General features: G+C 62.1%; 13 protein-coding genes. 9 read left to right on the top strand and 4 right to left on the bottom strand.

Annotated features, from left to right (window positions below):
* Positions 1-122: 122 nt before the first annotated feature.
* Positions 123-1,019: a helix-turn-helix domain-containing protein gene (locus tag CAF73_RS01235; RefSeq protein WP_085699611.1), complete on the top strand. Its 897-nt coding sequence runs from the start codon at positions 123-125 to the stop codon at positions 1,017-1,019.
* A gap of 100 nt (positions 1,020-1,119) precedes the next feature.
* On the opposite strand, the gene CAF73_RS30100 is transcribed toward CAF73_RS01235, so the two are convergent.
* The gene (locus tag CAF73_RS30100) at positions 1,120-1,296 is read right to left on the bottom strand and encodes a hypothetical protein (RefSeq protein WP_166225760.1); all 177 of its coding nucleotides are present in this window, start codon (positions 1,294-1,296) and stop codon (positions 1,120-1,122) included.
* An 84-nt stretch (positions 1,297-1,380) separates the two neighbouring features.
* Complete coding sequence (locus CAF73_RS01225; RefSeq protein WP_218191818.1) at positions 1,381-2,286, bottom strand: LysR family transcriptional regulator; 906 nt, start codon at positions 2,284-2,286, stop codon at positions 1,381-1,383.
* Between the two features lie 115 nt (positions 2,287-2,401).
* On the opposite strand from CAF73_RS01225, the gene CAF73_RS01220 reads away from it, so the two are divergent.
* Both CAF73_RS01220 and CAF73_RS01215 read left to right on the top strand, forming a co-directional pair.
* Positions 2,402-3,280, top strand: coding sequence for an MBL fold metallo-hydrolase (locus CAF73_RS01220; RefSeq protein WP_085701689.1), 879 nt, complete (start codon positions 2,402-2,404; stop codon positions 3,278-3,280).
* Positions 3,281-3,325: 45 nt separating this feature from the next.
* Positions 3,326-3,940: an NAD(P)-dependent oxidoreductase gene (locus CAF73_RS01215; protein ID WP_085701688.1), complete on the top strand. Its 615-nt coding sequence runs from the start codon at positions 3,326-3,328 to the stop codon at positions 3,938-3,940.
* A 122-nt stretch (positions 3,941-4,062) separates the two neighbouring features.
* On the opposite strand, the gene CAF73_RS01210 is transcribed toward CAF73_RS01215, so the two are convergent.
* Positions 4,063-4,941: a LysR substrate-binding domain-containing protein gene (locus CAF73_RS01210; RefSeq protein ID WP_085697228.1), complete on the bottom strand. Its 879-nt coding sequence runs from the start codon at positions 4,939-4,941 to the stop codon at positions 4,063-4,065.
* A gap of 139 nt (positions 4,942-5,080) precedes the next feature.
* Between CAF73_RS01210 and CAF73_RS01205 the strand changes: the two genes are divergently transcribed.
* The 6 genes from CAF73_RS01205 (at position 5,081) to CAF73_RS01180 (ending at position 12,506) form a co-directional block, all read left to right on the top strand.
* On the top strand, positions 5,081-6,718 hold the full coding sequence (locus tag CAF73_RS01205; RefSeq protein WP_085701687.1) for a 5-guanidino-2-oxopentanoate decarboxylase: 1,638 nt from the start codon (positions 5,081-5,083) through the stop codon (positions 6,716-6,718).
* Positions 6,718-8,166, top strand: coding sequence for an aldehyde dehydrogenase family protein (locus CAF73_RS01200; RefSeq protein WP_176247698.1), 1,449 nt, complete (start codon positions 6,718-6,720; stop codon positions 8,164-8,166). Before CAF73_RS01205 ends, CAF73_RS01200 begins: the two co-directional genes overlap by 1 nt.
* 217 nt (positions 8,167-8,383) lie before the next feature.
* Positions 8,384-9,487, top strand: a complete 1,104-nt coding sequence (locus tag CAF73_RS01195) for an extracellular solute-binding protein (protein ID WP_085697225.1) — start codon at positions 8,384-8,386, stop codon at positions 9,485-9,487.
* 192 nt (positions 9,488-9,679) lie between these two features.
* Positions 9,680-10,588, top strand: a complete 909-nt coding sequence (locus CAF73_RS01190; RefSeq protein WP_085701685.1) for an ABC transporter permease — start codon at positions 9,680-9,682, stop codon at positions 10,586-10,588.
* On the top strand, positions 10,585-11,433 hold the full coding sequence (locus CAF73_RS01185; RefSeq protein ID WP_007960165.1) for an ABC transporter permease: 849 nt from the start codon (positions 10,585-10,587) through the stop codon (positions 11,431-11,433). Before CAF73_RS01190 ends, CAF73_RS01185 begins: the two co-directional genes overlap by 4 nt.
* A 17-nt stretch (positions 11,434-11,450) precedes the next feature.
* Positions 11,451-12,506: an ABC transporter ATP-binding protein gene (locus CAF73_RS01180; protein ID WP_085701684.1), complete on the top strand. Its 1,056-nt coding sequence runs from the start codon at positions 11,451-11,453 to the stop codon at positions 12,504-12,506.
* A 6-nt stretch (positions 12,507-12,512) separates the two neighbouring features.
* Here CAF73_RS01180 and CAF73_RS01175 read toward each other — a convergent pair whose 3' ends face one another.
* Complete coding sequence (locus CAF73_RS01175) at positions 12,513-13,454, bottom strand: AraC family transcriptional regulator (protein WP_085697221.1); 942 nt, start codon at positions 13,452-13,454, stop codon at positions 12,513-12,515.
* Positions 13,455-13,788: the final 334 nt, after the last annotated feature.

Here is a 13,788-nt window from a genome sequence, read left to right as displayed (position 1 = left end):
TCGAGTGCTTGCATTTTTCCCTTGCGGGTCTGTCAATTGAAGGTGAAAACTGAGCCGATACCTGTACATTCTGCCAATCGGTGCGATTATCGCCCGCAAACCTCGAGGCCTGGATTGAAGTGATGAACAAGCCTGACCTGCCTTCGATTCCGGTGTTCAAGCTCTACGGTGAAAGCCTGGACTGGCCGACCCCTGACTTGCTGCACTGTGAAACCATTTCCAAACGCAGCCGCGAACACCAATGGGAAATCAAACCCCACCGTCATGCCGATTTGTGCCAGTTGCTCTTCGTATTCAAAGGTCAGGCAGAGCTTGAAATCGAAGGCCAACGCACGCAACTGAAGGAAGCCGCGATCCAGATCCTGCCGCCGTTATCGGTGCATGGATTTCGTTTTTCCGAGGACGTCGAAGGATTTGTCGTCACCCTCGCCACACCGTTGATCAACCATTTGCAGGCACAACTGGGCAGCGCGGTGCAGGCCCTGGCCCAGGCCGAAAGCTATCCGGCGGGCAAGGACGCGGAGTACCTCAACAGTCTGTTTGCCGCATTGCAGGCCGAGTACAACGGCCATCAACCGGCGCGGGAAATGCTCATGCATTCGCTGGTCAGCGTGATCATGGTCTGGGTCAGCCGTCAGGCGATCCGCCGTCACAACGCCACGCAACGCCCGCAGCGCCAGCGTGAATATCTCAATGGCTTTATTCAATTGGTGGAGGAGACGTACAGACAGCACGTCAAGGTCGAGGACCTGGCCCATCGTCTGGGGATTTCCGTCTCGCATCTCAACGGCACCTGCCGCGAACTGGCGGGGCAGCCGGCGTTGCAGATCATGCACGAGCGTCAGTTACTGGAAGCCAAGCGCCTGCTGACTTACACCAGCATGACCATTTACGAGATGTCCGAGGTGTTGGGGTTTTCCGATCCGACCAACTTCACGCGCCTGTTCCGGCGCCGGGTGGGGATCTCGCCAAAGGCGTTTCGCGACCGACTCAAATCCGAACAACAAGAGAGTCAATAGGTGGGAGCGAGCTTGCTCGCGAAGAGGGTGGATCAGCCGGCAGTTTTGCCACCTGACACGCCGCCTTCGTGAGCAAGCTCACTCCCACAGACGTCCAGTATCAGCGCAGGGCGTTGAGGGTGGCGTTGTGAGGAATGCAGCGCTCGAAGTTGCAGCTCGCGTATTCACGGGGCAGTTGCCGCAACTGCTCCACGCGCCATGCTGCGGTGCCGTACAGCGCCAGCGTGGCCGCGCAGGTGATGAAAATCGCGAAGTATCTTCTTGTTCTGGTGTTCATGGCGGTGACCTCTGAACGAATACCCTTGGGTACTGCTTTCAGCATAGGTCAGCGCCGTGGAGTTGCCAGCGGCTGCGAACGGCTTTACAGCCCTTCATCCCATTGCGGGTTTTCGGGAAAACGCTGCACCAGAAAATCCAGCATGCAACGCAGCGCTGCCGGCATGTGCTTGCGCGAGGCATACACGGCATAGATGTTCATCTGCCGCGGCTCGGCGTGGGGCAGCAGGCGAACCAGTTCGCCGCTGTGTACATGCACCCCGGCCTGATAGGTCGGCAGCATCGCCACCCCGGCGCCGGCCAGGGTCGCGCGCAGCAGGGTGCTGGCCTCGTTGGCGCTGATGTTGCCCTGCACCGGTACCGAAACCGGTTCGCCATCCTCCTCGAAATGCCACAGGCTCTTGCCGAAATAGGAATGGGTCAGGCAGTTGTGCCGGCTCAGATCTTCTACGCGTTGTGGCTGCGGATGTTCTTGCAGATAGGCGGGCGCGGCGCAGACCACCGAGCGGCACACCGTCAGGCGCCGGGCGATCAGATTCGGATCGAGGTCATTGCTGGTGCGAATCGCCAGGTCGATGCGTTCGTCCACCAGGTTTACCGTGCGATCGAGCATCTGCAGATCGATGTTCACCCCCGGATACGCTTTGACGAACGCCGCCATGGCATCGGCCAGCTGCGCCTGGCCGAACGAGGTGCTGACGCTGATCCGCAACATACCCCGTGGCGCATCGGCAGGTTCGCTGACCGCGGCCTGCATGTCACCGGACAGCTCCAGCATCTGCCGGCAGCGCGGCAGGATTTCGTTGCCGGCGGCGGTCAGGCTCAACTTGCGGGTGGTGCGGTGCATCAGGCGCGCGCCGACCCAGTCTTCCAGTTCCGCCAGATACCGCGACACCACCGGCCTCGACAGGTCCAGGTGGTCGGCCGCCGCCGACTGGCTGCCCAGATCCACCACCGTGACAAACACCCGCATTGCTTGGAGACGATCCATGATTTGCCCGCTTTCAGAAACAAACTATGTTCAAGCATCGCATTTTTTGTATCGAGTCTGGCAACTAAGCTCTGCCCCCATCGCCAAGCACGGCATTCGAACAGCGGAGCAACTCATGATCGGCTTCACCACTCTCAAGCGCGTTTTACTGGCCACCGCCACCCTCGGTTTTGCTGCCCACGCAGCGGCCGCGAACCTGACCCTCGACGTCTACAACCCGGGCACCAAGGCGATCTTCCCGGTGACTTCGGTGCTGGTCAGCGGCGAGAAAGACGCGATTCTGGTGGACGCCCAGTTCGGCAAATCCCAGGCCGAGCAAGTGGTGGAAAAGATCCGCGCCAGCGGCAAGCAATTGACCACCATTTACATCAGCCACGGTGACCCGGATTACTACTTCGGTCTCGACACCCTGACCAAAGCCTTCCCGCAGGCAAAGGTCTTGGCCTCGCAACCGACCGTTGATCACATCAAGCAAACCGTCGACGGCAAACTCGCCTTCTGGGGCCCGAAAATGGGCGCCGACGTGCCGGCCAAAACCATCGTGCCGGGCGTGCTCAAGGGCGACAGCCTGATGCTTGAAGGGCAAAAGCTGCAGGTGGTTGGCCTGGAAGGCAAGCAGCCGGATCGCAGCTTCGTGTGGATTCCTTCACTGAAAGCCGTGGTCGGTGGTGTGGTTGTCGCCGAGAACATCCACGTGTGGATGGCCGACACCCAGACCGCGCAATCCCACGCCGACTGGCTGGAAACCCTACACTCGATCGAAACCCTGAAACCGAAAACCGTGGTGCCGGGTCACTACCTGGGTGACAGCGCCCGTTCGCTGGCGGCCGTGAAATTCACTGCCGACTACATCAAGGCGTTCGACGAAGAAACTGCCAAGGCCAAGGACTCTGCCGCACTGATCGCCGCGATGAAAAAACGCTACCCGAAACTGGGCGAAGAAAGCTCGCTGGAGCTGAGCGCCAAAGTCGCCAAGGGCGAAATGAAGTGGTAACCCGATTCTGAAAACGCAGCACTCTCAAGCCAACTGGAGAATGTCATGAGCAAGATCGCAATCATTGGTGCCACCGGCCGTGCCGGCAGCCAACTGCTGGAAGAAGCCCTGCGTCGCGGCCACAGCGTCACCGCCATCGCTCGGGATACCTCGAAAATCGGCGCCCGTGCCGGTGTGGTCAGCAAGAATGTCGACGTGCTGGACTCCGCCGCGCTGCAGGACGCCGTCGTCGGTCACGATGTGGTGATCAGCGCCGCGCATTTCGCCACGGTGCCGGCCAGCGCGCTGATCGGCCCGGTGAAACAGGCCGGGGTGAAACGTCTGCTGGTGGTCGGCGGTGCCGGCTCGCTGTTGCTGCCGGACGGTACTCGTGTGATCGACAGCGCCGGTTTCCCCGCCGAGTACAAGGCCGAGGCCAGCGCCGGTGCAGCGTTTCTCGATGCGCTGCGTCAGGAGCAGGAGCTGGACTGGACGTTCCTGTCGCCGTCGGCGCTGTTTGTCGAAGGCGAGCGCACCGGCAAGTTCCGTGTCGGCAAGGATGACTTGCTGGTGAGTGCTGAAGGCCAGAGCTCGATCACCTTTGCCGACTACGCGATTGCGCTGCTCGACGAAGTGGAAACGCCGAAGCATTCGCGTCAGCGGTTTACGGTCGGTTACTGAATCTCGACACCGGTCCAATGTGGGAGCGAGCTTGCTCGCGAAGAGGGCGTGTCAGTCGACATCAACGTTGAATGACGCACCGTATTCGCGAGCAAGCTCGCTCCCACAGGATATTGGGGTGTTCACCGCGTATGAGCCTGCTCCACCAGCCACCCCATCAATTCCTGCAATTTCGCCGACGGCTCCGACGCCGGCGCGACGATGTAATAGCCCAGTCCCGTCTTCACCTTCAGATCGAACGGCATCACCAGTCGCCCGGCGTTCAAGTCATCGCCGATCAACGACCAGTCGCCGATCGCCACCCCTGTCCCGTGGGACGCCATCGACATCGCCTGATCCAGCGTCTCGAAATGCTGACCGCTGGCGATGTTGCTCAATTGCAGTTCGGCGGCTTCGAGCCAGAGTGTCCAGTCGTCATCGGTGTGGGTCGGGTGCAGCAGCAGGTGTTGTTGCAGGTCTGCCGGTGTGTGCAGGGCCGGACCACCGTTGAGCAGCGTCGGCGAACAGACCGGCGTCAGTTGTTCATCGAACAGATGCAGGGTCGCGGGTGAGTCGTGGGGCGCGGTGCCGTAGATCACCGCCGCGTCGAACTGCTCGCGATGAAAGTCCACCCCGTGTTGCAACGACGCCGTGAGTTTCACCGGCACGTCCGGGCGTTCGCGCTGCCATTGCAACAGCCGTGGCAACAACCAGCGCATCACGCAGCTCGGGGCCTTGAGTTGCAGGGTCTCGCGCTTGGCGCCGATCTGCTCCACCGAGTCGCCGATCAGGCTGAAGATCTGCTGCACCCGTGGCAGCCATTCGCGACCTTCGGCCGTCAGCTCCAGGCCCCGGGCCAGGCGAATGAACAGCTCATAACCCAGATGCTCCTCCAGCCCGGCGATCTGCCGGCTCACCGCACCCTGGGTGATGTGCAACTGTTCGGCGGCCCGGGTGAAGTTGCAGCACTGCGCGGTGATCAGAAACGTGTGCAGGGCGGGCAGGGGAGGCAGTCGTTTCATGTGGATCCAAGCCATGACGTGAGGACATGGCTAGTATGAGCTTTTATCGATTGTTGCGGCTACACGCCGCCCGTTTCAATGAGGCCAATCACCGGTTCCTTTAAAGCCCGGTGCCTCAACGAACAAGAAGGGCAAAGACATGGCGACGTGTGGCGAAGTACTGGTCAAGTTACTCGAAGGTTATGGGGTCGAGCAGGTGTTCGGCATTCCCGGGGTACATACCGTGGAGCTGTATCGCGGGCTGGCCCGTTCGAGCATCAACCACGTCACCCCCCGGCATGAACAAGGCGCCGGCTTCATGGCCGACGGCTACGCCCGCACCAGCGGCAAACCGGGTGTGTGCTTCATCATCACCGGCCCGGGCATGACCAACATCACCACGGCGATGGGCCAGGCCTATGCCGATTCGATCCCGATGCTGGTGATCTCCAGCGTGCAGTCGCGCAGTCAACTGGGCGGTGGTCGCGGCAAGCTGCATGAACTGCCGAACCAGAGTGCACTGGTCGGCGGCGTGGCGGCGTTCTCCCACACCCTGATGTCGGCGTCCGAATTGCCGGGCGTGCTGGCCCGTGCGTTTGCGCTGTTCCAGGCCGGGCGTCCGCGTCCGGTACACATCGAAATTCCGCTGGACGTGCTGGTCGAAGAGGCCGACGAACTGCTGGCCAGTGTGCCGGTCAACATCGACCGCGCCGGAGCTGCGCCGGCCGCCGTGAGCCGCATGACCGAACTGCTGGCCGGCGCCCAGCGTCCGCTGATCCTCGCCGGTGGCGGCGCCATCGATGCGGCTGCCGAACTCACTGAACTGGCCGAACTGCTCGGCGCACCCGTGGCGCTGACCATCAACGCCAAAGGCATGTTGCCGTCCAGTCATCCGCTGCTGATCGGTTCGACCCAGAGCCTGGTCGCGACCCGCGCCCTGGTGGCGGATGCCGACGTGGTGCTGGCGATCGGCACCGAGCTGGCGGAAACCGACTACGACGTCACCTTCGCCGGCGGCTTCGAAATTCCCGGCAAGTTGCTGCGCGTCGATATCGATCCCGACCAGACCGTGCGCAACTACCCGCCCCACGTGGCGCTGGTCGCCGACTCGCGCAATGCCGCACAAGCGCTGCTCAGTGCGCTGTCGCACAAACCGCTGGCCGAGCGCCGCAACGACTGGGGCCAGGTGCGAGCCGCGCGTCTGCGTGAAGACCTGGCAGCGACCTGGGACGCGCCGACCCTGGCCCAGACCCGTTTCCTGGAAACCGTGCTGCACGAACTGCCGAATGCAGTTTTCGTCGGCGACTCCACGCAACCGGTGTACACCGGCAATCTCACCTTCAATCCGGAGCGTCCGCGCCGCTGGTTCAACTCGTCCACCGGCTACGGCACCCTTGGTTACGCCTTGCCGGCAGCGATTGGTGCGTGGCTCGGCGGCAACCTCGAACACGGCGCACGTCCGCCGGTGCTGTGTCTGATCGGCGACGGCGGTCTGCAATTCACCCTGCCGGAACTGGCCAGCGCCGTGGAAGCGCGCACGCCGGTGATCATCCTGCTGTGGAATAACCAGGGTTACGAAGAGATCAAGAAATACATGGTCAACCGCGCCATCGAGCCGGTGGGCGTGGACATCTACACCCCGGATTTCATCGGCGTGGCCAAGGCCCTGGGTTGCGCGGCAGAAGCGATCAGCTCGGCCGAACAACTGCGCGGTGCACTGCGCGCCGCCAGCGATCGGCAGGGCCCGACCCTGATCGAAATCGACCAGACCCAATGGATGAAGGCGGTGGCCCAATGATGAACTTCCCGACGACACTCGACGGCCTGTACATCAACGGCCAATGGTCCGCCGGCCGCGAACACCTGCGCGTCATCAATCCGGCCACCGAAGCGTTGCTGACCACGGTCAATGGCGGTGACGAAAGCGCCGTCAATCAAGCGGTGACAGCGGCGACTGAAGCCTTCAAGGACTGGTCGAAAACCTCGGGCGCCGAGCGCGGCGCGATACTGCGCAACATCGCCGATGGCGTGCGCAACGGCCGCGAACATTTGATGAAGTTGCAGTCGAGCAACAACGGCAAACCGCAGTTCGAAGCGGGAATCGATGTCGACGACGTGATCGCCACTTTCGAGTACTACGCCGAACTCGCCGAAGGCCTCGACGCCAGACTCGACAGTGACGTACCGCTGCCGAGCGACGATTTCAGTGCACGTCTGCGCCGCGAGCCGTGCGGTGTGGTCGGGCTGATCGTGCCGTGGAACTTCCCGATGGTCACCACCGCATGGAAACTCGCCCCAGCCCTGGCCGCCGGTTGCTGCGTGGTGCTCAAGCCGTCGGAAGTCACGCCGCTGCCGGAGCTGGAACTGGCAGCAATCATCGCCGAATCCGGTCTGCCCAAAGGCGTGTTCAACCTGGTGTGCGGCACCGGTCTGGCGGTCGGTGCGCCGCTGTCGGCGGATCCGCGCATCGCCAAGGTTTCCTTCACCGGCAGCAACGCCGTCGGTGTGCAAGTGATGCAGCGCGCCGCTGAATCCGTGAAGGGTGTGAGCCTGGAACTGGGCGGCAAATCCTCGCTGCTGATTCTGGAAGATGCCGACCTTGACCTGGCGGTGGAGCTGGCCTGTGGCGGCGGTTTCTTCAACGCCGGGCAGATGTGCTCGGCCACCAGCCGGGTGCTGGTGGCCGATGAGCTGGCCGACGAATTCCTGATTCGTCTGAAGGCCCGCGCGGAAAAAATCCGTGTCGCCGATCCGTTCGATCCTGAAGTCGAGATGGGCGCGCTGGTCAATCAGGCGCAGTACCAGCGGGTGCTCGGTCATATCGACCGTGGGCTGAGTGCCGGGGCCAGGCTGATTTGTGGCGGCAATCGCCCCGCCGATCTGCCGCGCGGCTATTTCTTGCAGCCGACGATCTTCACCGAAGTGCCCCTCGACAGTGCGCTGTGGTGTGAAGAGATCTTCGGCCCGGTGATCTGCGTGCGCAGTTTCGCTTCGGAAGCCGAGGCGATTGCCTTGGCCAACGATAGCCAGTTCGGTCTGGTCGCCAGTGTCGTCACGCGCAATGCCGAGACGGCGGATCGGGTCGCCAACGCCTTGCAGGCGGGGCTGGTATGGCTCAACGCGCCGCAGGTGATCTTCCCGCAGACCGCGTGGGGTGGTTACAAGCAGAGCAGCATCGGTCGCGAGTTGGGGCCGTGGGGTCTGGCGGCATTTCAGGAAATCAAGCACGTGATTCGCGCGCTCTGAATGCCCGAAAAAGGTCAGCGCATGCCTCGCAAGGAGGCATGCGCCGGCGTCATGGCTCCAATGAGTTTTTATCGATAGTCAGGTGTTTTGCACGACCTCAGGATGAACCCGCAGACCACGCTCAAGCCCTTTGAAACCGGGCGCTTGGGCAACATCGGTCAGGCAGATGCAAGGGTTGCGATCAATCTCATACTTAGAAGAATAATGGGAGTCCTAAATGGGCGAGCACGATCTGAACAGGCGTCAATTCATCAAAACCGTCGGCGTGGCCTCGGTGGCTGCGGCGGCCATGAGCATGCCCTTCATCCGGGCCAGTGCCAGCGACACCCGCTTTGCCGGCAAGACCCTGCGCCTGCTGACCTGGTCCGATGACACGGGCCTCGCCGCACTGCGCAACATCGCTGCAACGTTCGAAGCCAAGACCGGCGCCAAAGTGATTGCCGACCGTACCGGCAGCACCTCGGAAATGGTCGCCAAACTCAAGGCCGGCGGTGATCGTCCGCAGTACGACATCATCACTCTGGCCGGGGTCGGCGCCGAAGGTCTGGCCGCTGCCGGACTGCTGGAAAAACCGGATCTCAACCGCATTCCCAACCTGATCGACGTCCCGGAAAAATACCGCACCGGGGCCAATGGTCACGGCATCGGTTACCTGCTGTGGTGCAACAGTCTGGTCTACAGCACTCGCACCCAGACCACCGCGCCGGACAGTTACGCCGCGCTGTGGGACGCCGATCTGGCGCCGAACATTTTCCTGCCGCCGCCGAACTGGACCGAGGCCATGGACCTGATCATCATCGCCGCCAAACTGGCCGGTGGTGACGAGCACAACATCGAACCGGGCTTCAAGAAACTCGCGGAGCTGAAAGACCGCGTGGTGACCCTGGGCGAAAACCCCAACCAGATCGCCGAGCTGTTCCGCACCGGCTCCCTGGACATGGGCGGCCTCTACGCCCCGGCGTTCTTCCCCAAGCAGATCCGCGATCCGAACTATGGCCTCGGCGCCACGTTCGGCATGAAGGAAGGTTTCTATACCGACCTGATGCTCTCGGTGATGCCGAAGAACCGTCCGGGCGACACCGATCTAGCCTATGCCTTCATCGACCACTCCCTCGACCCGCTGGTGCAGGGCAAGATGGCCGAAGACATCTTCAACGGCCCGGTCAACGCCAAGGCGATCATCTCCGCCGAAGCGCGCAAGAGCCCGTTCATCCTCACGCCGGAGCAGATTGCGGAGAAGGCGATCATGCACGACAACGCTTTCCTGGCGACCGTGCATGACCAGTGGATTCGTCGCTACACGGAAATCTTTTCTTCCTGATCGAGTGATGGACACAGGTTCTTCAAACACCGAAGTACCTGTGGGAGCGAGCTTGCTCGCGATCGCGGACTGACATTCACCGACAGTGTCGACTGACAGATTGCTATCGCGAGCAAGCTCGCTCCCACAGGTTTCTCGGTGAATTTGAAGGCAGTGTCTGTCAGTTGTTTTTCCATTGACGAGATCATTGCTATGGAACATCAATCCCTGACCCAACCGGTCGGCACGGGTGACGTGCGCCCGGCGCGCGGTATTTCGCCGACGGCGCGGGCGTGGTTTTTCCTCACGCCGTCGATGCTGTTTCTCGGCATGCTGATTGCCGCCAGCCTGCTGGTGCTGCGCATGAGCGTCGGCACCAAGGGCGCGGAGTGGTCCGGTTTCAGCCTGGCCAGTTACGCGCAGTTGCTCGAACCCTACTACCTCAAATCGTTGCTGCTGACTTTGCGTCTGGCGCTGATCAGCGCGGTGATCGCCGTGGTGCTGGCGATCCCGGTGGCGTACACCATGGCGCGTCTGAACTCGCCGTTCGTGCGACGGATTTTCCTCGCGGCGGTGCTGCTGCCGTTGCTGGTCAACCTGCTGCTGCAAAGCTACGGCTGGCTGGTGATCCTCGGCCCCGGCGGCATGCTCAACCAGACCCTGATGGGCCTCGGTCTGATCAAGCGCCCGATCATGTTGCTGTACAACCAGAACGGCGTGTTGATGGGCCTGGTGCAGACGGCGTTTCCGCTGGCCGTGCTGCCGATTGCGAGCGCCATGCGCGGCGTCGCACGCAGCTACGAAGAAGCCGCCGCGACCCTCGGCGCCAGCCGCTTTCAAGTGTTCCGCCAGGTGGTGTTGCCAATGAGTCTGCCGGGAATCATCACCGGCGCGACTCTGGTGTTCGCCTACAACGCCAGCAGTTTTGTGGTGCCACTTCTGCTGGGTGGCCGTCGCGTGCCGATGCTGGCGGTGATGGTGCATGACCAGATCGCTCCGCTGATGAACTGGCCTGCCGCCTCCGCCGCCGGGGTGGTGCTGATCGTCACCACGCTCGCCATCATGACCTTGTCCGAATACATCACCGGCCGCCGTCGCCGTCTGCTGGAGGCTTCGCAATGAGTGCCCTGATCAAGAAGCGTCAGTCGCTGCTGCCGGGCGACACCGGCAAGTTTGCGGGCATCCTTTCCGGGATCATTTTGTTCCTGGCCGTGTTACCGATCCTGACCATGATCGTGATGTCGTTCAGCGGCGCGTCGAACCTCGACTTCCCGCCGAGCAGTTACAGCCTGCAGTGGTACAAGGCGGCGTGGCACACGTTTGTGTCGCCGGACGCCAGCGATGTGCTGAGCCTCGGCCAGGCCATGGGCACCAGTTTGCTGGTGTCGTGCCTGACGATGATTTTCGCCACGCTGATCGCGGTGCCGGCGGCTTACGCGCTGACCCGTTGCGAGTTCCGTGGCAAGGGCGTGGCGCTGCAATTGATGTCGCTGCCGCTGGTGTTCCCGATGGTGGTGCTCGGGCTGGCGTTGTTGCTGGTGTTCGACAGCCTGCCGTTTCACATGACCACATCGCGGCTGGTAATTGCTCACGTGATTCTGGCGCTGCCGTTCGTGGTGAAGAACTGCACGGCGGCCATGCTTTCCATCGGCAGCGAAGTCGAAGAGGCCGCGCAGATGCTCGGCGCTTCGCCACTGCGCGCCATCGTCGACGTGGTGGTGCCGTTGATGAAATCGGGGATTCTGGCGGGGATGCTGCTGGCGTTCATCGTTTCGTTCAACGAGTTCACCGTGACCTATTTCCTCTACACCATCGACGTCATGACCGTGCCGATCTGGATGTACAGCCGCACCGTGTCATCGCTCGACCCTACTGTGTTCTCGTTTGCCGTGCTGATCGTGTTGATCGACTTCGTCCTGATCTGGGCGTTGGAGAAGCTGGTCGGTGAAGGCGGCGTGTCCTTTTGATTTCTTGAGGTGATTTTATGTCTGGTCTGATTCTGGAAAACGTCGAGAAACACTACGGCTCGGCCTGCGCGGTGAAAGACGTCAACCTGCATTTGCCCGAGGGCAAACTGGTGTGTTTCCTCGGCCCTTCGGGTTGCGGCAAGACCACTTTGCTGCGAATGATCGCCGGGCTGGAAACCCTCACCGGCGGCGAGATTCGCCTGGACGGCGAGGACATCGGCCACACGCCGGCGCACCTGCGCAACTTCGGCATGGTGTTTCAGTCGCTGGCGCTTTTTCCGCACATGACCGTGGGCGAGAACATCGCCTATCCGCTGAAGCTGCGCGGCGTGAGCAAGGCCGATCAACAGGCGCGGGTGGTGCAATTGCTGGAACTGATCCAGCTGCAACCGATGATCGATCGTCCGGTAGCGAAACTCTCCGGCGGTCAGCGTCAGCGAGTGGCGATTGCCCGGGCGATTGCCTCGCACCCGAAAATCCTGCTGCTGGACGAACCGCTGTCGGCGCTTGACGCCAAGTTGCGCGAGTCGATGCAGGTGGAAATCCGCCAGCTGCAACAACGCCTGAACATCACCACGATCATGGTCACCCACGATCAGCGCGAGGCCATGACCATGGCGGACATCGTGGTAGTCCTCGGTGAGCATCGGGTGCAGCAGGTGGGCACGCCGATTGAAATCTACCGGCATCCGGCCAACGAATTCGTCGCGGACTTCATCGGCTCCGGCAATATCTTCCCGGCAACGGCCCTGGGCGATGGCAAGGTTGTGCTGCCGGGCGGCGATGCCCTGCAAGTGCCGATCTGCAGCAGCATCGTGGTCGGGCAGAAAGTAAAAATGCTGATCCGCCCTGAAGATCTGCAACTGTCGGCGCCCCAGGCCACGGCGGGCAATCGCCTGCTGGGCAAGGTGACGTTCGTGCGCGACATCGGCGCGACCATCGAGACTACGGTGGAATGTTCCGGGGTGACCTTCACGGCGCTGAGCACGCCGTGTCAGGGCATCGGTCTGGGGATCGGGCATCCGGTGTCGGTGACGTTGCCGAGTGAGGCGTGTCGGGTGCTGGGCGCCTGATCCAGATCAGACGGTCAGCCGCAAGCGCGCCAGATCCCTCAACGGTGGCGCGCCGAACAGGCGGCTGTACTCGCGGCTGAACTGCGAAGGGCTTTCATACCCCACCCGATACCCCGCCGCCGACGCCTCCAGCCCCTCAGCCAGCATCAAGCGCCGCGCCTCTTGCAGGCGCAGTTGCTTCTGATACTGCAACGGACTCATCGCCGTCATCGCCTTGAAGCGGTGATGCAAGGTCGAGACGCTGAGGTTCACTTCCTTCGCCAGATCATCAATGCGCAGCGGCTGTTCGAAGTTGCCGTTGAGCCATTTGATCGCCTGGCTGATGCGGTGGCTCTGGCTGTTGGCGATGGCGATTTCGTACAGCCGATGGCCTTGGGGACTGCGCAACAGGCGATAGAGAATTTCCCGGCGGATCAGCGGTGCGAGCATGGCGATGTCTTTCGGCGCGTCGAGCAGACGGGCCAGACGCAGCACCGCATCGAGCATCGCGCTGTCGATCTTTTCCACATACAGACCGCGCCCGGTCGGACGGGTCGGCACGCCCATCGGGCCGGCGTCGGCGATCAGCGCGGTGATTTCCGCCGGGTCGATGTCCAGGCGTACGGCGAGAATCGGCTCTTCGGGCGAGACATTCACGACTCGACCGCTCAACGGCATCGAGACCGACACCACGAGGTAATTCAACGGGTCGTAATTGAAGAACTCGTCCGCCAGCCGTACCTCTTTGCGACCCTGGGCCATGATGCACAGCGCCGGTTGCGCGAGCACCGGGGCGAAGTCATGGGATTGGGTGTGGCGCGACATGAACAGCGAACCGACGGCAGTGGCATAACTGCCATCTTCGGACGTGTTGCGGCGAATGATGGCCGCCAGTTCCGCGCGCTGCTTTTCCATGTCGGCTTCCATATCGGCATCGCGCGGCGCCTGAAAACGATCGAACGACGTCATGCACAGCCTCCTCGGCAAGGGATGGAATGGGAGCAGAGCTTAAGTTTGTGCAAGCGCGAGCGGTAGACACATCCTGCGAAATGCTTGCCTGATCCTGCATGGCGTTGCGTGCCTGCCCGGACATGAAGGGGCGAAGCCCGGGAAACTTGCTCGAAACCGGTGTGACAGGACAGTGACAGCAATTCACGACTTGTTACAGGTCTGCAAGACAGTCTCGCAGGATTGTGCAACGCGACGGCAGGAATCGACTAACGGCGAGCGATGCCCGGCCCTTAACCTTTGATCCTGTCGCAGCCCGTCCCCGGCTGCCACACGACTCCCTGGGAGGGTTGAA

The organism is Pseudomonas sp. B15(2017) (assembly GCF_002113215.1).
In the GTDB taxonomy this organism is placed as follows: Bacteria; Pseudomonadota; Gammaproteobacteria; order Pseudomonadales; family Pseudomonadaceae; genus Aquipseudomonas.
Note: the sequence above shows the minus strand (reverse complement) of the source record. Positions and strands in the feature narration are given on the sequence as shown.

Coding starts and splice junctions, on each gene's coding strand:
- CAF73_RS01235 (WP_085699611.1), top strand. CDS start 123: ATGAACAAGCCTGACCTGCCTTCGATTCCGGTGTTCAAGCTCTACGGT.
- CAF73_RS01185 (WP_007960165.1), top strand. CDS start 10,585: ATGAGTGCCCTGATCAAGAAGCGTCAGTCGCTGCTGCCGGGCGACACC.
- CAF73_RS30100 (WP_166225760.1), bottom strand. CDS start 1,296: ATGAACACCAGAACAAGAAGATACTTCGCGATTTTCATCACCTGCGCG.
- CAF73_RS01225 (WP_218191818.1), bottom strand. CDS start 2,286: ATGGATCGTCTCCAAGCAATGCGGGTGTTTGTCACGGTGGTGGATCTG.
- CAF73_RS01200 (WP_176247698.1), top strand. CDS start 6,718: ATGAACTTCCCGACGACACTCGACGGCCTGTACATCAACGGCCAATGG.
- CAF73_RS01215 (WP_085701688.1), top strand. CDS start 3,326: ATGAGCAAGATCGCAATCATTGGTGCCACCGGCCGTGCCGGCAGCCAA.
- CAF73_RS01210 (WP_085697228.1), bottom strand. CDS start 4,941: ATGAAACGACTGCCTCCCCTGCCCGCCCTGCACACGTTTCTGATCACC.
- CAF73_RS01180 (WP_085701684.1), top strand. CDS start 11,451: ATGTCTGGTCTGATTCTGGAAAACGTCGAGAAACACTACGGCTCGGCC.
- CAF73_RS01220 (WP_085701689.1), top strand. CDS start 2,402: ATGATCGGCTTCACCACTCTCAAGCGCGTTTTACTGGCCACCGCCACC.
- CAF73_RS01175 (WP_085697221.1), bottom strand. CDS start 13,454: ATGACGTCGTTCGATCGTTTTCAGGCGCCGCGCGATGCCGATATGGAA.
- CAF73_RS01195 (WP_085697225.1), top strand. CDS start 8,384: ATGGGCGAGCACGATCTGAACAGGCGTCAATTCATCAAAACCGTCGGC.
- CAF73_RS01205 (WP_085701687.1), top strand. CDS start 5,081: ATGGCGACGTGTGGCGAAGTACTGGTCAAGTTACTCGAAGGTTATGGG.
- CAF73_RS01190 (WP_085701685.1), top strand. CDS start 9,680: ATGGAACATCAATCCCTGACCCAACCGGTCGGCACGGGTGACGTGCGC.